Source organism: Myroides phaeus, from assembly GCF_009799805.1.
In the GTDB taxonomy this organism is placed as follows: domain Bacteria; phylum Bacteroidota; class Bacteroidia; order Flavobacteriales; family Flavobacteriaceae; genus Flavobacterium; species Flavobacterium phaeum_A.
The window spans coordinates 3,043,281-3,066,874 of record NZ_CP047050.1 but is presented as its reverse complement, the minus strand read 5'-3'; the positions used below and the strand labels follow the sequence as shown (position 1 = coordinate 3,066,874).

At 34.4% G+C, this 23,594-nt stretch carries 14 protein-coding genes; 11 read left to right on the top strand and 3 right to left on the bottom strand.

From position 1 onward, the window contains the following. The 7 genes from GQS07_RS13495 (at position 1) to GQS07_RS13465 (ending at position 11,943) form a co-directional block, all read left to right on the top strand. Positions 1-1,971, top strand: a complete 1,971-nt coding sequence (locus GQS07_RS13495; protein WP_158211270.1) for an OmpA family protein — start codon at positions 1-3, stop codon at positions 1,969-1,971. Positions 1,972-2,387: 416 nt separating this feature from the next. Then, positions 2,388-3,254, top strand: a complete 867-nt coding sequence (locus GQS07_RS13490; RefSeq protein ID WP_233269285.1) for a hypothetical protein — start codon at positions 2,388-2,390, stop codon at positions 3,252-3,254. Positions 3,255-3,259: 5 nt separating this feature from the next. Continuing rightward, positions 3,260-4,159, top strand: coding sequence for a hypothetical protein (locus GQS07_RS13485; RefSeq protein WP_158211268.1), 900 nt, complete (start codon positions 3,260-3,262; stop codon positions 4,157-4,159). Beyond that, a complete protein-coding gene (locus GQS07_RS13480; RefSeq protein ID WP_158211267.1) occupies positions 4,156-5,049 on the top strand; it encodes a hypothetical protein in 894 nt (297 codons plus the stop codon). The genes GQS07_RS13485 and GQS07_RS13480 overlap by 4 nt, the downstream gene beginning before the upstream one ends. Before the next feature lie 35 nt (positions 5,050-5,084). After that, on the top strand, positions 5,085-8,585 hold the full coding sequence (locus GQS07_RS13820; protein WP_262885446.1) for a collagen-like protein: 3,501 nt from the start codon (positions 5,085-5,087) through the stop codon (positions 8,583-8,585). A 125-nt stretch (positions 8,586-8,710) separates the two neighbouring features. Next, positions 8,711-10,387 (top strand): gamma-glutamyltransferase, encoded by a 1,677-nt coding sequence (gene ggt, locus GQS07_RS13470; protein ID WP_158211266.1) that lies wholly within the window; start codon positions 8,711-8,713, stop codon positions 10,385-10,387. A 539-nt stretch (positions 10,388-10,926) separates the two neighbouring features. Further along, positions 10,927-11,943, top strand: coding sequence for a WG repeat-containing protein (locus tag GQS07_RS13465; RefSeq protein ID WP_158211265.1), 1,017 nt, complete (start codon positions 10,927-10,929; stop codon positions 11,941-11,943). A gap of 58 nt (positions 11,944-12,001) precedes the next feature. Here the strand turns inward: GQS07_RS13465 and GQS07_RS13460 are convergent, their stop codons facing one another. Then, the gene (locus GQS07_RS13460) at positions 12,002-13,120 is read right to left on the bottom strand and encodes an FUSC family protein (RefSeq protein ID WP_158211264.1); all 1,119 of its coding nucleotides are present in this window, start codon (positions 13,118-13,120) and stop codon (positions 12,002-12,004) included. A 339-nt stretch (positions 13,121-13,459) separates the two neighbouring features. On the opposite strand from GQS07_RS13460, the gene GQS07_RS13455 reads away from it, so the two are divergent. After that, positions 13,460-13,807, top strand: coding sequence for a hypothetical protein (locus tag GQS07_RS13455; RefSeq protein ID WP_158211263.1), 348 nt, complete (start codon positions 13,460-13,462; stop codon positions 13,805-13,807). Positions 13,808-13,818: 11 nt separating this feature from the next. After that, positions 13,819-13,995 (top strand): hypothetical protein, encoded by a 177-nt coding sequence (locus GQS07_RS13450; protein WP_158211262.1) that lies wholly within the window; start codon positions 13,819-13,821, stop codon positions 13,993-13,995. Between the two features lie 59 nt (positions 13,996-14,054). Here the strand turns inward: GQS07_RS13450 and GQS07_RS13445 are convergent, their stop codons facing one another. Next, positions 14,055-14,582, bottom strand: a complete 528-nt coding sequence (locus tag GQS07_RS13445) for an NADPH-dependent FMN reductase (RefSeq protein WP_158211261.1) — start codon at positions 14,580-14,582, stop codon at positions 14,055-14,057. 394 nt (positions 14,583-14,976) lie between these two features. Here GQS07_RS13445 and GQS07_RS13440 point away from each other — a divergent pair, with 394 nt between their 5' ends. Next, entirely contained in the window at positions 14,977-18,798 is a 3,822-nt protein-coding gene (locus GQS07_RS13440) for a hypothetical protein (RefSeq protein WP_158211260.1), read from the top strand. A 102-nt stretch (positions 18,799-18,900) separates the two neighbouring features. On the opposite strand, the gene GQS07_RS13435 is transcribed toward GQS07_RS13440, so the two are convergent. Further along, entirely contained in the window at positions 18,901-21,024 is a 2,124-nt protein-coding gene (locus GQS07_RS13435; RefSeq protein WP_158211259.1) for a M3 family metallopeptidase, read from the bottom strand. 209 nt (positions 21,025-21,233) lie between these two features. Between GQS07_RS13435 and GQS07_RS13430 the strand changes: the two genes are divergently transcribed. After that, complete coding sequence (locus GQS07_RS13430; protein ID WP_158211258.1) at positions 21,234-23,219, top strand: S8 family serine peptidase; 1,986 nt, start codon at positions 21,234-21,236, stop codon at positions 23,217-23,219. Positions 23,220-23,594: the final 375 nt, after the last annotated feature.

Here is a 23,594-nt window from a genome sequence, read left to right as displayed (position 1 = left end):
ATGAAAAAGAATGTGATTAGGTTTTTTTCAATTGCCTCTGTGTTTTTGGTTACCATGGGTGGTTTTGCTCAAGGTGTTAAAGAGAAGAAAGCAGATAAGAGTTTTGACCACTATGAATATGTCAATGCGATTGAAATCTACGAGAAAATTGTGGATAAGGGATATAAGAGTATCAATACCTTATCTAAGTTGGCAGAGGCCTATTACTTTAAGGGAGATTTAAAAACAGCTCATAAGTGGTATGAGGAGTTGTTTACCCTGGCAAAGCAAGAGGATGCTAAACTGCCTTCCGAATCGTATTATCGCTACGCTCAGACGTTGAGAGGAGTTGAGAATTACGAAAAGGCAGATGAGTATTTAGGCTTGTTTGCAAAGCTTGAAAAAAGCGATAGTAGAGGTATTTTGTTTGAAGAAAAGAAAGATACCTATCTGGATGAAATCAACGCTATGATTCAGCGTTACGACTTGGAGTCTTTGCCTATTAATAGTGAGTATTCAGATTATGGGGCTGCTATTTTAGGGGATAAATTGGTATTTACGTCTGCCCGTGAAACAGAACATGGTGGAAAGATTCACAAATGGACTAACGAGGCAGTTACAAGTTTGTATATGTCCACTATTGCTTCAGATGGTAGTTTTAGTGAACCCGAGTTGTTTGATAAGTCGGCAAAAACAAAGGTAAATGAGGCTTCTGCTATTTTTACAAAAGATGGCAAAACGATGTACTTCACGCGTAACAATTTTAAAAAGAATAAAAAGGTTTACAACAGTGATTACGCCATTTTATTGAAGTTGTACAAGGCTACTTTGAATGAAAGCGGACAGTGGAATGAAGCGGTTGAATTGCCTTTTAATTCAGATGATTTTAATACAGCTCACCCAGCTTTGTCTCCTGATGAAAAGTGGTTATACTTTGCTTCTGATCGAACAGGAACAATAGGGGAGTCTGATATTTATAGGGTAGCAATCTATGAAGATGCTTCTTTTGGAACACCAGAAAATGTGGGTAATCGCATTAACACGGAAGGCCGAGAGACGTTTCCTTTTATTTCTAAAGACAACTATTTGTATTTCTCATCAGATGGTCGCCCTGGTTTAGGTGGTTTAGATGTCTATATGGCAAAAATCAATGTGGATGGTACATTTGGAAAAGTAGTGAGCGTAGGTGCACCTATCAATAGTTCTTCAGATGATTTTGCCTTTTTTATCAATGATAAGAACCGCAAGGGATTTGTTAGTTCTAACCGAGAAGGGGGTGTAGGTAATGATGATATTTACTTTTTTCAAGTAGTTGATTGCATACAAAAGATAGAAGGAGTTGTTTTTGACAACAGTACTAAGTTGCCAATTGTTAACGCGACAGTTGTATTATTTGATGCAAATTACAAAGAATTGGGAGTAATTACTACGGATGAAGAAGGACATTTTGCGACAGAAGCAGTGGAGTGTAATCGCAAATTTAGATTAAAAGCAAGTGCTGATGACTTCCTTACCGCTGAGGTTTCGACTTTGTTAGGGAAAGAGTTTAATGTGTCTAAAGAAGTTAATATTGGATTAGACCCTGTGGAAGAGAAAATAGGGATGGATGACGACTTGTTTGCTAAGTTAAAATTAGATCCTATTTATTTTGATTTTGACAAGCATTCTATTAGACCAGATGCAGCTGTTGAGTTGGCAAAAGTAGTTGAGGTATTGAAGTTATATCCACAGATTACGATAGATGTTAGAGCGCATACAGACAGCAGAGGAAACGATGCTTACAACATGAAGTTGTCTGAACGCAGAGCACAATCTACAAGGGCTTGGATGATAAGTCAAGGTATTGAAGAAACAAGAATAAGTGCAAAGGGATATGGAGAAACGCAGTTGGTAAACCAATGTGCAAACAACGTTCCTTGTACGAAAGAAGAACACCAAGCGAATAGGCGAAGTGAGTTTATAATTGTTAAAATGGATCAGTCTTCTTTTTAACATATTGAGTGAAGCCGGTTTACTGATGTAAGCCGGCTTTTTTTGTATAAAAAAAATAGAATTGAGGCAAATATATGTAATGCGTAAAAAAATATCAGTTATTTTTTTTAAATAAAAATAAAGCATTAAGTGTTTGTTTTTGTGTTGTTTATACGTGCTTTTGAGGTTTTTGTATTACAATATTAGAGAATTTTAATATTGAGCATCATGTTTTGTCACGGTTTTTGTAAATAGGTAATAGAACATAAAAAATGTTTGATAAGTTTAATTTTTTTAAAAAAAGGTTAAAAATAGATTCGCAAAAAGTGAATTAATTTAAAGTAATAAATTATCTTTATTAAATGGGTTAAAAAACAATGTTGTTTTGTTTAAAAACAGATAAAATTATATTGTTAATGATATACAAGGCAAAGGTTATGAGAATAGGTAGATTTTTTTTAGTAACGTGTTTAGCTTTAATAGCTACCACTGGATATAGTCAAATAGGGGTTAATAAAAGGGGAGTTAGTGCAAATGCTACAGCTGAGTTTGATGTAAAAGATAAAGGGGTTTTATTACCGCGTGTGGATATAAAGAACAGGTATGAAAATAATCCAATTGTTGGTGAACAAAAGGATATGCCAGATGGACTTGTAGTTATTGATGTACATGATAAAGAAGAAAGTACGTTGTCTTTTTGGAATAATAAACTAAATGGAGAAAAAGGAGCTTGGGAGCAACTGGCAAACTTTGATAGATTGCCTAAAACAGCGATTATAGGGTTTGAATTAGTAGATAAAACAGCAAGCTCATTTGAAATACCTGTAACAGAAAATGGACAAATGTATCTACTGAATCAAAATGATTTTTTATTTAAAATATTGAATGATGGGCATATTAGTAGTTTATCTGTTTTAGATGCTGGGAAGTCTAATGAGATTCAATTAGGATTTTCTTCAGGAGTCTATTTGATTGAGTTTTTCGCTGTTTTTATAGCGCCAAAAGAAGCTAATAGGACTTATTATAATATGGCATATTTCACAAATTTTAATGAGAATTATGTTACTTCTCTTAATCAGAGAATAGCAGCAACTTATAGAGTAGAACGCTCTACTTTTTCTCCTGAAGGAGAAGAACATTTAGTAGTTTTTTCGAATATAATGGACTTAAAAAAAGATAAGGGAAAAGAGGTGTTACATAATTTTAGTTTAGGAGTAGGAAAAGCATCAAACAGTACTTATTATACAGCTAAGTATCGATTAGTAGCAAAAAATTCATACTTGAAAATAACAAAATTAAAATAGGAGGAATGAAAACAAATATTTTAAAATATAGTATAGCATCAGTGTTAATGTTGATTAGTATAAATACATTAATTGCTCAAACAGCCACTAATCATCATGGAGTAGTTTCGCCTGCTGTTATTTTGGATATGTCTACAATTGACGAAAGTATTGTGCAAGGTGATAAAGCAAAAGGATTTGTATTACCTGTAGTGGAAATAGAAGACGTATTAAACAAAGAAGAACCAATTAAGAATCCAGCAGAAGGAATGTTAGTTTACAATAATAGTAAAGTTATAATTCCTGGAGTTTATATGTTTAAAAATGGTATGTGGAGTGCTATTGTAAATAGAGGAAGTTCTATTGAAAATGCGGTAATTAAAGTACAGAATAGTACGTGGCAAAGACCAGAAGAAGAACCACGGTACGAAATAGAAATTCCTTTAAAAGAATTTGATTTTGATAATACTTATGGTGATGTACTTCTTTATGATAGAGCAGATGGTTTAAAAGATTTGATGTTGCGACCTGGAAATTATTTGATTGCTTTTTACTTAAGAGGAAAAATTGAAGATGAAGGTAATATGCTTAATATAGAGAATACGCTTGGAGATACAAACCAGTCTTATAGAGCGCATTTAATAAATTTTAGAAGTGAAGTTAGAGTTGACACAGCTGTTGTTTTAAATAATGCATTTGCAGATGCTTTAGTGCCTTTTGCAGTGAAGGAAAATGGGAGCTTCAGACCATTGTCAAGAGAGTTTTCTGCTTCTTTTTATTTTGGATTAACTATACCTGAAAAAGAAGGGGGAAATCAAATTAGTAATGTGAAATTAATTTTACAGGCAGTGGAAGGGACAACTTTTAAAAAAGGAAATATCATTATACTTGATACATATGTAAACATTGAAAAATCAATATTATGATGAAAAATATAGTAAGAGTAGGACTATTGATTAGTTGCTTTTCAGCTTGGAGTCAGGTTGGTATAGGGACACATAAGCCTCATAAATCAGCAGTGTTGGAGGTTAGTTCTGATACAAAAGGAATTTTATTGCCAAAGCATGTTTTTGAAGTGTTTGATGATAACCAAAACCCTATCGTTGATCCTCAAGTCGGTACTTTAGTGTACAACGTTATGGGAGGAAATCACGAGGATAATATTGCAAGGAAAGGTATTTATGTTTGGGATGGTAAAAAGTGGAATCAACTTTTAAATAATGAAGGGGTTGATAGAATGACTACCATTAGAATGATGGGGGGAACAGCTGAGGCAACACAAGAAGTACTTATTCCTTATACGAATTTAAGTGCCACTAATTACATAAGGTTTAAAAAAGAAAAAACGGATTATTCAACGACAGATATAGAGCGCGGAGTTACTTTACATTATGAGTATGATAATTATGGAGAGGTGTTTACAATGCCTAAAGGGTATTATAAAGTAGAGGTGTCCATTGATGGTTGGAATGATAGAGGAAATATGAGTGAAGATTCAAATCCGGATTTTCATAACCCTTTTATAAAAGACCCTAATGGTAATCGCCATGGTTATTTAGGATTATACTCTAAAAAATGTGGGATAACGGATGTGAATGGATCAGAATTGGTGCCTCCTCAAAGTGCTACGATTATATCAAAACATACACGTGGAGGAAGTATTCAAGGATATACCTATATGTTTTTTATAAGAATTACAGATCTGGAAAAAAAGGTAAAGTTTCGATTTACTGTGAGTAATGACTCAAGTTTTAAAGAAGGATTTAGGGTAAATCAAAATGGGGTTTCTATCAAATTTAGACGCTACTTTGATTAAAAAAATATAAAGATAATAGTTAGAAAATAATCGCCATGAAAAAAAGATTAATATATATAGGATTAGCTTTTACATTGACTACAGCAGGATATTCACAAGTGGGTATTGGTACGGCTTTGCCTAAAACTGCTGCTATGTTAGATGTAGATGCTACAAATAAAGGAATGTTAGTCCCTCGTGTTAGTTTAAAATCTCTTACAGATGACGAGACTATTGATGGAGATATGATCGAGTCATTATTGGTGTTTAACACTAATGAGAAGGCTCAGGATTTACAAAAAGGATTTTATTATTGGTATGAAGATAAATGGTATCATTTAGTAAGTGATAAAAATTTTGAAGACTTAAATACTCGTAACAGCCATTTTACTGTAGAAAATGATTCACTTTATTTACATGATACTGATAAGAAATCGGTAAGTATTTCTTTGAAAGAGTTGAAACAATTTGAAACTGTAACGAAGATTGATTATAAAGAAGGAGATACAAGTTTCATTTATTATAATGAGGATGCTATTGATGCTGCAGGAAACCCAATTTTAGAAAAAGGGGTTAAAGTTGATTTATTAGCTGGTCCAAAAGGAGATAAAGGAGATTCGTTCTTATATGAAGACTTTACTCAAGAACAATTAGATGGTTTAAAAGGACCAAAAGGAGATTCAGGGTATAATTCAGAATCACAACCAGGTCAGTCAGGAAAACCAGGGAAACCAGGTACTCCAGGAGGACCAGGTGCAGGCGTAACTATCGTTCACAATAACGATGGTGTTTGGATCTATGATGAAACGACTAATACTTGGACAAATATCAATGGTCCAAAAGGAGAGAAGGGAGACAAAGGAGATACTGGTTTCAAATCAGAATCACAAGCAGGTAAAGACGGAGAACCAGGAACACCAGGAACACCAGGAGGACCAGGAGAAGGAGTGACTATTGTTCACAATAATGATGGTGTTTGGATCTATGATGAAACGACCAATACTTGGACAAAAATCAATGGTCCAAAAGGAGATAAGGGAGACAAAGGAGATTCAGGGTATAATTCAGAATCACAACCAGGTCAGTCAGGAAAACCAGGAAAACCAGGTACTCCAGGAGGACCGGGTGCAGGCGTAACTATTGTTCATAACGATAGTGGTGTTTGGATCTATGATGAAACGACTAATACTTGGACAAATATCAATGGTCCAAAAGGAGACAAAGGAGATGATGGGTATTCATTTGTTTATGAGGACTTTACAGAAGAACAGTTAGACGGTTTAAAAGGACCAAAAGGAGACAAAGGAGATACTGGTTTCAAATCAGAATCACAACCAGGTAAAGACGGAGAACCAGGAAAACCAGGAACACCAGGAGGACCAGGTGCAGGAGTAACAGTTGTTCACAATAATGAAGGTGTTTGGATCTATGATGAAACGACCAATACTTGGACGAATATCAATGGAGACAATGGAGAAGCTGGTGCAAAAGGAGATAAAGGAGATAAAGGAGACAAAGGAGATACTGGCTTTAAAGGTCAGAATATGGAAGGAAAACCAGGTGAACCAGGAGCCGAAGGTATGCCAGGAAAACCAGGTACTCCAGGAGGACCAGGAGAAGGTGTAACTATTGTAACCAATAATGACGGAGTTTGGGTTGTTCAACCAGATGGTACATGGGTAAAAATCAATGGAGAAGATGGTGAAAAAGGAGAAGATGGTGAAAAAGGAGATAAAGGAGATACTGGCTTTAAAGGTCAGAATATGGAAGGAAAACCAGGTGAACCAGGAGCCGAAGGTATGCCAGGAAAACCAGGTACTCCAGGAGGACCAGGAGAAGGTGTAACTATTGTAACCAATAATGACGGAGTTTGGGTTGTTCAACCAGATGGTACATGGGTAAAAATCAATGGAGAAGATGGTGAAAAAGGAGATAAAGGAGATAAAGGAGACAAAGGAGATACTGGCTTTAAAGGTCAGAATATGGAAGGAAAACCAGGTGAACCAGGAGCCGAAGGTATGCCAGGAAAACCAGGTACTCCAGGAGGACCAGGAGAAGGTGTAACTATTGTAACCAATAATGACGGAGTTTGGGTTGTTCAACCAGATGGTACATGGGTAAAAATCAATGGAGAAGATGGTGAAAAAGGAGATAAAGGAGACAAAGGAGATACTGGTTTCAAATCAGAATCACAAGCAGGTAAAGATGGAGAACCAGGGGAACCTGGAACACCAGGAGGACCAGGTGCAGGAGTAACAGTTGTTCACAATGATAGTGGTGTTTGGATCTATGATGAGACGACTAATAGTTGGACAAAAATCAATGGAGACAATGGAGAAGCTGGTGCAAAAGGAGATCAAGGAATCCAAGGACCAGTTGGACCACAAGGACCAAAAGGAGAAACAGGAGACCAAGGAATCCAAGGAGATAAGGGATTATCTGTTACAGCTAAACCAGGCGAAGACGGAAGTGTAATCATTATTGATGGAGAAGGAACTGAACATATTGTTTCAAAAGGAGATCAAGGAATCCAAGGACCAGTTGGACCACAAGGACCAAAAGGAGAAACAGGAGACCAAGGAATCCAAGGAGATAAGGGATTATCTGTTACAGCTAAACCAGGCGAAGACGGAAGTGTAATCATTATTGATGGAGAAGGAACTGAACATATTGTTTCAAAAGGAGATCAAGGAATCCAAGGACCAGTTGGACCACAAGGAGCAAAAGGAGATACCGGAGCAACAGGACCTGCAGGAGCAAATGGAAAAGATGGTGAAAAAGGAGATACTGGAGCAAAAGGAGATACTGGAGTAACAGGAGCTCAAGGACCAGCAGGAGTAGGTGGAGTTACTACTGTTGTATTGCCATTGAAAATTAATGGTAAAAATGGTACTATGAATGATGTGGGAACAGCATCGAATCCTTATGTAATCTCTATTAATACTGCAGTTTTTGAAGCTCCGGGTGTGGTTAAGCCTGTAGATACAGATTTTAAATTGTTGACAGATGGTACTCTAAGTATTAAACCTGGGTTTAAAAATGGAGCTTGGAATAAACAAAAAGCACCAAATGATCGCCCAGAAACAACAGAAGATGATATCTATCAATATGGAAATGTAGCAATTGGAGCAGATAATGTACCTGCAAAATTAGGAAATATTGCTACAAACGCCAAGTTATACGTAGAAGGTGATACTTTCGTAAACGGAACTATCTACTCTCAAACATCAACTTATGCGGATTACGTATTCGAGAAATATTTCTTAGGAGAGTCGGCTATTAAATACGACTATGACTTCAAAGATTTAGAGTATGTGAAAAACTTTGTAAAAGAAAATCACCATTTACCTGGTGTTACGCCAATCGGTGACTTGAACAAAGCAGCAAACGGATACATTGTAGATTACTCTAAATTGGTTATTGAACAATTAGAGAAAATTGAGGAGTTGTACTTACACATTATCGAACAAGATGAAGTGAACAAAAAACAACAAGAGCATATCAATAATTTAGAATTGAGAATGCAGAAAATGGAAGAGTTACTTAATAATTTATAGTAATTGTTTTTTTGAAAATCAGTCCCTGAGGGTAACCTCAGGGATTTTTTTTGTCGTTAAAATCACGGAAAAAGACAATCTACCTTTCTAATTTATCTATATTGCAGCAATCAAAACTATAAATAATGAGAAAAATACTTATATCTGCATTTGTGCTTTGTGGTAGTTTACTGCAAGTAGTAGCACAAAATCCGGAAACATTTAAAAATGGAGTGATTGTATCTGCTCATCCTGAAGCCAGTAAAGTAGGAGTTGACATCTTGAAAAAAGGTGGGAATGCTGTTGACGCTGCGGTGGCAGTAGAGTTGGCTTTAGCTGTTGTTTATCCTAATGCTGGTAACATCGGTGGTGGTGGTTTTATCGTTTACAGAGGTAATGACGGAACAATTGACGCTTTAGATTACCGTGAGAAAGCTCCAATGCACGCCAGAGAAAATATGTATTGGTCTGGTGATGGAGAGGCAATTACTGATTTAAGTCAAAATGGTACGTTAGCAACAGGAATTCCAGGTACAGTGGATGGAATGGTTAAGGCTCACCAAAAATATGGTACACTATCTTGGGCAGAATTAGTTCAGCCTGCTATTGATTTAGCAGAGAAAGGGTTTGCTATTACTGCCAAACAAGCAAAGGAGTTGACGGACCATTATGCGATTTTTGAAAAATATAATACACAAAAGAATGCTTTAACAGCTAAAGAACATTGGAAAGCAGGTGATTTGTTGGTTCAATCGGATTTAGCAGAAACATTAAAGAGAGTTCAAAAAGACGGTAGAAAAGGATTTTATGAAGGTAAAACAGCTGAGTTAATTGTAGCTGAAATGAACCGTGGTAATGGAATGATTACGTTAGAGGATTTGAAGAGATATGAAGCTGTTTGGCGTACTCCTATTGTTGGAGAATACAAAGGGTTAAAGGTTATTTCAATGCCTCCTCCAAGTAGTGGTGGTATTGCGCTTATCGCTCTATTTCAGTCGATAGACCAATTTCCAATGAAGCAATGGGGATTCCAATCTGAAAAAGCCGTGCAGGTAATGACAGAAGCATCGCGCAGGGTATATGCTGATCGTGCAGAACATTTAGGAGATCCAGCTTTTCACAAAGTGCCTACAGAGAAGTTAGTTGATAAGGCATACAATGTAGAACGTCTGAAAACAATGTCTTTTGACAAGGCAACGAAGAGTTCGGATGTAAGTGCGGGTGAGTTAAGTGGTTATGAAAGTGATGAAACAACGCATTATTGTGTAGTTGATAAATGGGGGAACGCTGTATCGGCTACAACTACATTAAACGATTCGTATGGTTCTAAAGTTGTGGTAGGTGGAGCTGGTTTCTTATTAAACAATGAAATGGACGACTTCTCTATCAAACCAGGAGTTCCAAATATGTATGGGTTAGTTGGTGGTAAGGCAAATGCTATCGAACCTGAAAAGCGTATGTTGAGCTCAATGTCGCCTACAATTCTTGAAAAAGACGACAAACTTTATATGGTTGTGGGTACGCCAGGAGGATCTACTATTATTACTTCAGTTTTTCAGACTATCTTAAATGTAGTTGATTTTGGAATGAATATGCAAGAGGCAGTTGCTGCACCGCGTTTTCATCACCAGTGGTTGCCAGACCAAATTGATTATGAACCAAAGGCTTTGTCTACAGGAGTTCGCAAAGCTTTACAGAGCAAAGGATATATGCTGAAAGAACGCAAGCCTTATGGTCGTGTAGAGGGAATTTTAGTTAATGCAGATGGTACGTATCAAGCAGGGGCAGACCCAAGAGGAGATGATGTTGCTAAAGGATATTAGTAACTATTCTGATTTGTATAGAATGTAAAGAATAAAAACTTGGTTGAACAAAGAGGTTTGATTGAGTGAATTTAATAAAAGGTCATCATTTTTTGTGATGACCTTTTATTTTTATACCGAATTTTAAAAAATTAGTTATAGCGTTGTTTAAGCAAGTATGAGGCAAGGTGTTTTTGGAAGATATCTTTATGCTTCTTTTGATGGTTGGGTTATTGTGAAATAAGCGTATAATACTAAACCGGATTAGCAACTATAACTGTACAGCTATAGTAGGACAAGACAGGTTTTAATGCATTCATATTTTGGGTGGTACCATAGTGCTCCCATAGTGGTGTCATAGTGTTTCCATAAGAATAATGGGAAATTATGGGAGCATTATGTTTGCATTATGCTTGTATTATGTGAGCAAGCCGTGTATAAACAAGATAAGTTTCCTTCTTTTAATATGTAATTATTTGTTTACGAGTCAAATAATTCTGTTTGTTGTTTGTTTTTTATAAAAAAAATGATTTATATTTAAGATTACTAATCATTTCCTTATGAATACTACTCCTATCACCACAGTTATAGATTTCTCGCCTTTTTTAGGGAGTAATAATCTATATGGATATCGCGATCAAAACAACGTAGTTTTGATAGAACCTCAATATTTGGAAGCTGATAAATTTGTTGCTACTGGTTTTGCTGTCGTAAAAAGCAAGAACGGATTGTATGGGATTATTAGTCACACCAATAAAGTAGTTGCTCCCTTTCACTACTCAAGAATATTGCTAACAGTAGTTAATCATTTTACAATTGCACAAGTTGTTATTACATATCAAGTAAGAACAGAGTTTTGGAATTGGAAACTTGTTCCTAATCTTAAGTTGGGAATAGTCAAAGAAAAATGTAAGGCTTTTGTGATTGAAAACCGACAATTGATTACAACAAAAGTTTATACGGTTGATCCTGATATTAAAAGAGAACCTTTTTTACCGATTGAAACAATTGGTGAACGATTTGTGTGTATAGATCAGGATTTATATAAGGCCAAGAGAGCAAGATTAAAGCGTATTGTCAAGAATTACGTTGGTATGTTTGACAATGAGTCTAAGATTGTGAGGAAAGTAAATAATGAAAAAGTAAGAGTGTGTAATTCGCGTGGAAGAAAAGTACAGTCTTTTGAAACGATTCACAATGAGGTGTTTCCGATTACATATAAAGGAAAAGAGCATTTAGTTTACCTAAATAAAAAGGATTCTATGTTGAAAAAGGCTCCTGTAATTTATAGAGATACGAAGAGGAGTGGACGTTATTACGTGAATCACGAATTTGATATGCCTATTCCAGTTCATTTAAAAGTAATTGATTTAAAGCGCGAAAGACCCTTAGTAGATATATGGAAAAACGTCATAAGTGTTTGTCCTGTGCCTCATAAACATTTCTTTATTATTGAAGTTAGACCTATGGAGGAGGGACAGATAGAGAATGACTTTTATTTTATGAATAGATTAGGTACTTTACAGGATTACTTGGAAGATGAAACCGACTTTATCTTGGCAAATTACCTAAAATAGGAGATAGTTAAGGTTGTTATAATAAAAAATCCCACTGTGTTTGCAGTGGGATTTTTTATTATATACGTTCTTGTCGGCGCATTTTTTTAAGTAATTGCAACCTTGTGTTTCTTATACCATCTCTGGTTTGTTTTCTTAAATATTCGTGGTGAATAAACCATCCACCAATTCCTCCAATGATACTTCCAATAACGATGTCTAAAAAGCGGGCTGTAATTAAGGCATTTGGCGTACTGATTAGTGGGTTAGCTGCATCGGCTAAAAGTACGGTTAGAGCGGTAATAAATATCACAGCTACAGCGTAGTTTCGCGTAACAAACATTTCAATGATGAACTGTAATACCATGATGCATATACAGATGTATAAAGGCGAGTCTGAAATAGAAATCAAAAGCCAACACAGTCCCAACCCTATAAATGTCCCCGTAATACGTTGTAGTGCTCTTTGCCATACGTGATAAAGCGATATTCCTTGCATAATAGCAGCACAGGAAGCGGGTATCCAATATGGGTTGTTTAGTTTCAGTAAATGTCCTGTAAGTAGTGAAATAAACATAAAGGCTCCAACTATCAAAGAGTGAATTAAGTAATCGACTTGTTTCTTGATTGGTACTGGAACAATCAATGGGGCCGTAGTTTTACTGTTGTATTTTTTACCTACAATTAAACTGTAGATCATAGCCAATGTACAAGCAAACATAGTTCCCATAACAACATAGCCAAGTCGGGTTGGGATAGAAGCTAAGTTAAACGGCATATTACTTGACATAGAAGCCACCATAATAAAAAAGTAACTTCCGGGTGGTCGGGTATTAAAATACAGGTTTACCCATTGCACAGCGGTTACAAATATACCAAAGGCAATAGAGGAAATAACAAAGTTGAAACTAAAGGTAATACCAACAGCAAAGGATAACATGAACCCGAATGAACAAACAAGCATTGTAAGCATTCGCTGTGGTGTTGGAATATTAGAAGGAAGGTATAAAATTACTAATCCAGCCAAACAAGCTAATAATCCTGCTTGTAGGTTGTTAAAGTACCATCCGGTTAACAAAGGGATTCCAGTGGCTAACATTGCCATTAACGGAATGTGCCATAATCGTTCACTGTGTTTTAGTTTAAATAAGGTTTTACTTTCTTGTACAAATAAGTTTACAAAGAAATTGTCTTTCATTTTATATTGTTTATTATAACTATTAATAGGGTGTGATAGGAGTGACTTCCTATAACATTGTAGTTGTAATTATGCTGTTTTTAGTGTTTTGTATAAAGACATAAGAAAGGATACTTGTCTTTATGGTATCTAAGGACTTAGAGGATGCAAAGGTAAGCAAAAGATTAGGTTTATAAAAAAAGGGGAAGGGGATTGGATTAAGTTTAACGCTATATTCAGTGCTTATTTCTGAAAGGAGTGTATTGTATAAATTATTTGTGAATGTGCAGTTTATAGAAAAAATAGTATTGCATACTATTCTTTTTTATGTATTTTTAGTGAAAAGTAAAGTGAGTAAAGATGCAAGAAAATGAATACATTATAAATGGACTTAAAAAGGAAGATTCAAAACGAGTAAAAGAACATTTTACAAAACATATTTCCTTTTATAGGTTAAAGAATTGTTACCGTGGGGTAGATGGTTATTTTGCCACAGGGTATAGCCAACTTTATCTAAGTTATCTACGTGCTGGTAAGGCTGTTGAGTATAGGGTTATTCCTTTTAGATATATTATTTCTTATGCTGTAACAAGTATTGATAGTCAGACTGTAAAATTGAAAGTATGGCTTGTTTCAGGAGATGTTGTCGAATGTGTTTTTTCTGAAAACAACATAAAAGATATAGTGAAAATATTACCAAGTATGTAAATTAATAAATAATGACAAACCCTTTTATTCGAATTAAAGCTTCTGATGGCAGGCAATATCTAATTAATATTCATCATATTGTTTATGTAGAACGCGTAGAGGAGCAAAAGTATGCTATACACTTAGTAAATGATACTGTTTTTACAAATACAAATGTAGAAGAGTTGTTAGATAGCCTGTTAAGCTAAAAAAAGCCTAAAATGAATGACTCATTTTAGGCTTTTTTAGTTTTAAATAGTGTTTTTATTTAAGATAGATTGCTTTTGAAATTAGCAATTACTTCATCTACTTGTTGTTTTAATGTTTCATTTACAATTTCTCCGTCTTTGAAGTTGTCGTAAAAGCTTGGAAAGCTAAATGTGTTTTTAATATTAGCTCCAAAGTAAGGGAATACGCCTTTTGCACTTTCCATTACTGTTTGTCCTCCTCTTGCTCCTGGTGATGTAGATAACAATAACATTGGTTTTTCTTGGAAAAACTTCATTTCTGCTCTTGATCCCCAATCAAATATGTTTTTAAATGCTGTACTGAAACTTCCGTTGTGTTCAGCTAAACTAATAATTAAGGCATCACTTTCTTGAATGTGTTTGTTGAAGTCTAAAGCTAATTGAGGAATGCCAGCCTCATTTCTGTCTTGCGAATAAATTGGCATTTCAAAATCGTTTAGGTTTAAGATTTCTACTTCGTGTTCTCCAAATTGTTTAGAAACTGCTTTAATCAATTCTAAGTTGATTGATTTTGAACTATTACTTGCTGCGAATGCTACTATTTTCATTTTTATTTTTTTGTGATTCATATTGTATTGATAGGGCAAATGTAAGGAGGATGTTTTTATTTTAAACTTAATCTATGACAAGAAAAGTGGAGCTTGTTTTTATTTTTAATAACAAAAAGATTCGTAAATGTTAAACTTGACGTTCTGTTGCATTTAGTTGCGTTAAAAAGTGTTTTTTTATTAGATATAATGTTGTGTTTTTACTAAAAAATAATGAGCTTATCTTTATGAAATAGTGTTTTAGGTAATTATTTAATAAGTTTTATGTGTTTTAACTATTTGACTATTAGGTTTTTCGTAAAAATAATTGCAAGTATTTTGTTAGATGTTATAATTTGTATTTTTGTTTAAGAATAATCAATAATATTGTCTATAAATTAATATACTAACTAATATGAGAAGAAAAATACTGTTAATTTTATTTTTTGTGTGTAATTTCGCAATTTATGCACAAGTTGGTATTGGGACGAAAGAACCTCACATTTCGTCCATTTTAGAACTGAATTCCTCCAATAAGGGGTTGTTAATTCCACAGATTGAACTAAAAAGTTTATCTGATCGTGATGTGATTGAAGGGAGAAGTCCTAAAATAGGATTATTAGTTTTTAATACAACAAGTATTGGGAATGTCTTGACGCCTGGATATTACTATTGGGGAGAGTATGGAAACGATAGAAAGGAAGGGTGGATAAGATTAGGAGATGATACAATTGATTTTGATGTAAATAGAAATGAATCTTTGAGTGTTGACAAAGAAGGAATTCTACATTTACAAGATTCGAATGGTTCAATTGTTTCTATACCTTTAATTGAATTGCAGTTACCTTCTACTTTATTACCTCATAAAACAAAGAAAGGTGTTTTTGTTTATGAAAATGAAGTAAATCAGAAATATGAAATCCATTTAATACAGGAAATTATCAATCATATTGAGGATATATTTCATTCAGAAACTGTTATTAATTATTTAGTTGATCAATTAAAGGACAAATTCGGTAATGTTATTTATGAAAATAATAAGTTCTATTACCTAAATGATAATGGTGATAAAGTTGAGATTGATTGGAAAGATTTTAATACTAAGAATGTTTCTTTTAAGTTGATAAAAGATGAATTAGTAATTACTGACTCTGATGGTGAGACAGTGAAATTGGCAGTTGAAGAGATTGCTAAAAGTGACAAGTTTGTGACTGAATTAGTTAATAATCAATTTTTTATAACGGAGCTAACAGAAAATAGTTTTTTTATTGAAAAAATAACTACTAAAAAAGAATTCATAACGAAAATTATCAACCAATTAAAAGGAGAGTATGGTAATGTTTTTTATGAAAATAATAAGTTCTATTATTTAAATGAGAATGGTGATAAGGTTGAGATTAACTTAGGAGAATTTGTTAAAGACAATCAGAAGTACACATCTGTAACAGCCGTTTCTAAAACAGCTACTACAGGAAAAGGATTGAGTATTGACACTAAAGAAGCAGGTAAAGATGTAGTTACTTTCACAGAGACAGTAACCACTGCGAATCGTTTTGTCAAAAGAGCTATTGCCAATGTAACAGATGCAGATGCTAAGTTTACGTACTACAAGTATATAGACGAGTTGGGAACAGAGCGATTTATAACAGTATCACAAGATGTTAGTAATGACTTTGAGACAATCATCAATGATAACAAAACAATCTTAGAGGAGTTCATTACCAATACAACAGGTGATGTTAAGGTAATAGAGAAAGAGGGTGATATTATTTTTGTGGTGAAAGAAGGAGATAGTGTTAAAGAGATTAACATCACAGAGATAATCAAGGAAAATACGTTTGTAGCGAGTTTAACAAATGAAACAGTAAATGAATCAGGAGTTAAAGCAGGTTTTACCTTTAACAATGGAAAGGATACAGAGAATGTAAAATTTGCGGAGACGCTAACAGGTTTAAGTCAAGGTAGAGATGCTAAGAATTATATAGAGTATAGCTACACAGATGAGACAGGTAAGGCGGCGTCTACAAAAATTACTGTTACACAAGATGTAATCAATACGTTTCCTGAGATTATCAAAGATTCAGAAGTAATCCGCGAGATAGAAAAGATTATCACAGACAAGCGATCAGATATTTCTATTGTCAAAGAAGGAGATAACTATAAGATTACTTATGTTACAGAAAATGGAACAGAGACAATCGACTTAGGAGAGTTTGTTAAAGACAATCAGAAGTACACATCTGTAACAGCCGTTTCTAAAACAGCTACTACAGGAAAAGGATTGACTATTGACACTAAAGAAGCAGGTAAAGATGTAATTACTTTCACAGAGACAGTGACCACTGCGAATCGTTTTGTCAAAGGAGCTATTGCCAATGTAACAGATGTAGATGCTAAGTTTACGTACTACAAGTATATAGACGAGTTGGGAACAGAGCGATTTATAACAGTATCACAAGATGTTAGTAATGACTTTGAGACAATCATCAATGATAACAAAACAATCTTAGAGGAGTTCATTACCAATACAACAGGTGATGTTAAGGTAATAGAGAAAGAGGGTGATATTATTTTTGTGGTGAAAGAAGGAGATAGTGTTAAAGAGATCAATATCACAGAGATAATCAAGGAAAATACGTTTGTAGCGAGTTTAACAAATGAAACAGTAAATGAATCAGGAGTTAAAGCAGGTTTTACCTTTAACAATGGAAAGGATACAGAGAATGTAAAATTTGCGGAGACGTTAACAGGTTTAAGTCAAGGTAGAGATGCTAAGAATTATATAGAGTATAGCTACACAGATGAGACAGGCAAGGCGGCGTCTACAAAAATTACTGTTACACAAGATGTAATCAATACGTTTCCTGAGATTATCAAAGATTCAGAAGTAATCCGCGAGATAGAAAAGATTATCACAGACAAGCGATCAGATATTTCTATTGTCAAAGAAGGAGATAACTATAAGATTACTTATGTTACAGAAAATGGAACAGAGACAATCGACTTAGGAGAGTTTGTTAAAGACAATCAGAAGTACACATCTGTAACAGCCGTTTCTAAAACAGCTACTACAGGAAAAGGATTGAGTATTGACACTAAAGAAGCAGGTAAAGATGTAGTTACTTTCACAGAGACAGTAACCACTGCGAATCGTTTTGTCAAAGGAGCTATTGCCAATGTAACAGATGCAGATGCTAAGTTTACGTACTACAAGTATATAGACGAGTTGGGAACAGAGCGATTTATAACAGTATCACAAGATGTTAGTAATGACTTTGAGACAATCATCAATGATAACAAAACAATCTTAGAGGAGTTCATTACCAATACAACAGGAGATGTTAAGGTAATAGAGAAAGAGGGTGATATTATTTTTGTGGTGAAAGAAGGAGATAGTGTTAAAGAGATCAACATAACAGAGATAATCAAGGAAAATACGTTTGTAGCGAGTTTAACAAATGAAACAGTAAATGAATCAGGAGTTAAAGCAGGTTTTACCTTTAACAATGGAAAGGATACAGAGAATGTAAAATTTGCGGAGACGCTAACAGGTTTAAGTCAAGGTAGAGATGCTAAGAATTATATAGAGTATAGCTACACAGATGAGACAGGCAAGGTGGCGTCTACAAAAATTACTGTTACACAAGATGTAATCAATACATTTCCCGAGATTATCAAAGAAGAGAAAGTGATTACTGAAATTGAGAAAGTTGTGACAGATAAAGGCAAGAATCCTTGGTTAAATCAAGGAACGGAAGTTGTTGCAACAGAAGATGCTGCTGAAATAGCACATAGGGGAAGTGTTGCAATTGGAGGAAATACTTTGTTGACAAATTCAAAGGCAACAAATACTAAGCTTTCTGTTGATGGAGATGTGCTTGTTTCAGGTAAATTTTTCTCTGCAAACTCTGTGTTTGCAGATTACGTATTTGAAAAGTACTTTACAGGTTCAACTGATTTAAATTTAACATATGAATTTAAGTCTTTAGATTATGTGAAAGATTTCATTGAAAAGTATAATCACTTGCCAGGAGTAACTAAGATTTCTGATATTGAACGTACTGAAGATGGAAGGTATTTAATTGATTTTACCGAATTATCAATTCAACAATTAGAGAAGATTGAAGAATTATATTTACATACTATTGAACAACAAGGAGCATTAGATAAAATGCAAGACGAAGTGAATATTTTGAAAGCACGATTAGATGTGCTTGAAAGCTTATTAACTAAATAGAGTTTTTCTGTTTTTAGTAAGTATAAAAGGCTTAATCGTTGCCGATAATTACTGAGTAGTAAAAAAGGGCTAATCTGTTGAGATTAGCCCTTTTTGATTTTTTTATTTTGTAAATCCAGAATAGTGCAATAAAGCGTCTATGCTTGGGTTTTTACCTCTGAAGTCTTTGTATAACTTGTCTAACGGTTCAGAGTTTCCTCTTGAGAATACTTTGTCTCTTAAGACTTGTCCGTTTGCACGCGTCATTCCTCCATTTTGTTCTAACCACGCGTAAGCGTCAAAGTCTAACATTTCTGACCATTTGTAAGAGTAATATCCTGCAGCATATCCTCCTGCAAAAATGTGGTTGAAATAAGTAGAACGGTATCTTGGCGGAACTGTAGCAAGGTCTAATCCATATTTTTTCAAAGCTGCTTGTTCAAAAGCGATAGCATCAGTAATTTCAGCATCAACACTAATTGTATGCCATTCCATATCAAGTAATGAAGCTCCTAATAACTCAGTCATACTATAACCTTTATTAAAGGTAGCTGCATTTTTCATTTTATCTACTAATGCTTGTGGAATTACTTCTCCTGTTTTATAGTGCTTAGCGTAGTTCTTTAAAACGGAAGGTTCAAAAGCAAAGTGCTCGTGGAATTGTGAAGGGAACTCTACAAAGTCACGAGATACATTTGTACCTGATAATGTTGGGTACGTTTGGTTTGCAAAAAATCCGTGTATAGCGTGTCCAAATTCGTGGAACATTGTAATTACGTTATCTTGTGATAATAATGTAGGTTGTCCTGCTGCTGGCTTAGGGAAGTTACCTACGTTATAAATTACTGGCAAACGGTTAAGTAATTTTGATTGTCCTACGATATTGCTCATCCAAGCTCCTCCGCGTTTAGAGTCTCTTTGGTAGTAGTCTGTATAGAATAATCCTACTTGACTTCCGTCTTCATTGAATACTTCATATACTTTTACGTCTTCTTGCCAAACCGGAATGTCTTTGCGTTCTTTAAATGTTAGACCGTAAAGTTGTTTTGCCATAAAGAAAACACCGTCTTCTAATACAGCGTTCATTTCAAAGTATGGTTTTAACTCATTTTGGTTTAAAGCAAATTTATCTTCTCTGATTTTTTCAGCGTAGTAATTCCAATCTGCTGCTGTAAGCGTAAACGGATCAGCTTCTTTGTTGATTAAAGCTTGAATATCTTTTGCTTCTTCTTTAGCACTGCCAACAGCATATGGACTAAGGTCTTTTAGGATTTGAATAGCATTTGCAGGTGTGCTTGCCATTGTTCCTTGTAAACTCCATTCTGCATAATTAGCAAAGCCCATTAACTTAGCTTTTTCAGCTCTTTTCTTTGCTAAAGTAATGATTGTAGCTCTTGTATCGTTTGTATCTCCTTTTTCAGCACGTATCCACGCTTGTTCAAATAGTTTTTTTCTTGACTCTTTATTTGTTAGCTTGTCTAAATCGGGTTGCTGTGTTGTGTTGTTAAGTGGAATTAAATAACTTCCGTCTGCTTGTTTGATAGACTCTAATTCTTCGTCACTTAAACCTGCTAATTCTTCTTTTGTGAATTTAACACCACCTTCTTTTGTAGCTGCTAATAATTTATCGCCAAAGTCATTGTTTAATGTAGCAATGTCTTGGTTTAATTGTTTTAATTTTTCTTTGTCTTCAGCACTTAAATTAGCTCCTGCTTTTTCAAAGTTTTCATAGTAAACATCTAATAAACGAGCTTGTTCTTCATTTAAGTTTAATGCCGCTTGATTGTCGTGTAACTTTTTAATGCGTTGGAATAAGGCATCATTTAAGTAAATACCATCACTATGACTTGCAAACTTAGGTGCTAATTCAGCATTAACTGCTTTTAGTTCATCGTTTGTATGTGCTCCTGTTAATAAGAAGAATACTGAGCTAACGCGGTCAAATAAGTCGCTTGAACGCTCTAAAGCCTCTAAAGTATTGGCAAAAGTTGGTTCTTCTGTATTAGCGCATATTTTGTCAATTTCTTCCATTTGACGGCGCATTCCTTCTAATAAAGCAGGTTTGAAGTCTTTGTTCTTGATTTTGTCAAAGTCTGCTGTAAAATAAGGTAGTGTACTTTCTGCAAAGAAAGCATTGTTTTCATTCCAATCTACTGTTTCTGTAGCATCAGATTTAGTCTTGTTACAAGAAATCGAGAATAATGACGCTCCTGCAACAACACCAATAACTGCATTTTTAACTTTCATATTTGTTAAGGGTAATTGTTAGTTGTTTCAAATATAGAAAATATATAACCTTTTCGGATATGATTACTTGATTTTAGCAATCATATTGGTATTTTGTAGTACTTTTGTCTGCTAAATAGTTTTTAGATAAAAGATTATCTTTTTAAATCATCTATTACTATATTAGTTGTTTACTGTTTTTAAACACTTATAATTGTCAACTTTTTTAAATGAAAAGAATTCACTCTATCTTATTTTTATCGTTTTTTACCTTATCTGTTAGTGCACAAAATGCTACTGTTCGAAAAGAATTAGCTTTATCTTATGATACGGAGCAAGGGAAATTGCTTATTTCTAAATTTCAAAGTGAAGATAAAAGGGATAGAGAAAAAATTTCTGAATTTTTAAAGAGGAGTAAGCGAGAAGAGAAAGGTGTTTTTAGTGATGGACGTGTTTTTCAGATTAAAAGAATTTCTGAAGATGGTTTTCCCTTGTATTATACAACAAGCAACCTTGAATCAAGAAGAGTAAATCAAGTTGAGGCTATTAAAGAGGATTTAGGAATTACACTGGATGGTCAGAATATGATTGTTGGTGTGTGGGATGGACAAGTTGCTTTAGATATACATAGAGAGTTTATTGTTAATGGAGTAAGCGAGGTAAAGCTTGGTGATGCTATATCTTCTTTAGAAAATATGACTGAGAAGGAATTAAAGGCTAATCAAAAATCGCGAAATCACGCAACTCACGTTGTTGGAACAATTAAAGCAAAAGGTGTATTTAATAAAGCAAAAGGTATGGTACCAAATGCTATGGTTGTAAGTTTTGATTGGATTAATGATGCATCTGAAATGGTCGCAATGGCTAAAGAAGGCTTATTAGTTTCTAATCATTCTTATGGTTTAGCGGCAGTTGATGAGGATCTTATCCCCCTTGTTCCTGTTAATTATTTTGGGGTTTATAATAAAGAGGCATCTAAATTTGATAGAGTAGCTTATACTTATCCTTATTTTCAATCCGTAGTTTCTGCAGGTAATGATCGTTTGGAATTTGATTTAGTAAATGAGTCAAAGCATGGAGATGATTTATTGTTGGGTACAGCTAATGCTAAAAATGTAATTGTTGTTGCTGCGACTGGTGTAAATGAGGTAGGTACAAATGAAGTAGCGGATTTTAGTAGTTTCGGACCTTCTTGTGATTTTAGAATTAAGCCTGATATAGCTGCTAATGGTGTTCGTGTGATTTCTTCTGGATACGCTAATCCTGAGCCTTTGACTGCAGAACCAAGTATCATAAGGTATGCTAAAATGAGTGGAACTTCTATGGCTGCTCCTGTTGTTTCTGGAATTTTGACATTATGGCAACAATGGGCTATTGAAAATAGACAGTTTCCTTATAAAGCAGCTACAATGAAGGGAGTTATGGTGCATTCGGCAGATTATTTAAGACAAAAATCGCCTAATAATCAGATTGGATGGGGGGTGATTAATGCGAAAAAAGGAGTTGATTTAATGATTAATTCTCTTGGTGAAAATGCTATAATAGAGGAAAGACTATTATTGAATGAAGGGGAGTTTAAACAGAAGTTTATTTTGACAGAAAACACTAATAGTTTGATTGTTACGTTAGTGTGGACTGATGTTGAACAAGATTCTCCTCATTATGATTTTAGAACAAATCGACAAGCAAAAGCCTTAGTAAATGATTTGGATTTAAGAGTTTATAAGGATGGTGTTGCGTATTTTCCTTGGTTATTAAATAAAAATTATAACGACTTAAGAGCTGTGAAAGGGGATAATGATGTGGATAATGTTGAAAAAATAGAAATAGATAATGCTGAAGCTGGAGTATATGAGATTGTTGTTTCTCATAAAGGAGAGCTACAGACAGGTCGTCAAGATTTTTCTTTACTTGTGAGTAATGATGAAATGAAGGGGATAAGTGGGGAAGTTGTTGAATCACTTGTGTCTGAAAATGATTTTATTATATGGCCTAATCCTATAAAGGACGTGTTTAGTATCGAGATCGCTAAGGGTAAGATATTTAAGTTTTCACAAGTTGATATTTATGATTTGTCTAATAAGTTGGTAAAATCGGTTAATGTTAGAGCTACAAATCGCGCTGTAATTGATATTAGTGAATTGGCAACAGGTATTTATTTAATGAAGATTGATGCTGCAGGTGAGAAGGTGAGGTTTAAATTAGCTAAGAAATAAGCGATATTATATAATATAAAAACAAAAAAGCCACTTAACACTTGCGTTAAGTGGCTTTTTTGTTTGGCGTTAGTACAGGACCTCTTGCTTGGTTTTATGATGGTAAGTAGTACAAATAGCTAATAGTATGGTGATTATTAGTAGTGAAAAAGGTTTTTACGAAGTTCTAATAAGAGCTTTTTTACAAGATTTACACTCTGAATAGCTTGTAAATACTGGGTTTCAGACTGTTTTATAATAGTTTGGCGTGGTGCTTAGTCGTAGATAGCTCGTAGATAAGCCGTAGATGGTTCGCGAAAAAGGCCTTTAGGCGAGGTATCTACGACTCATCTCTGGTGTATCTCCGAACAATCTTCATTTAAGATAATGTATTGA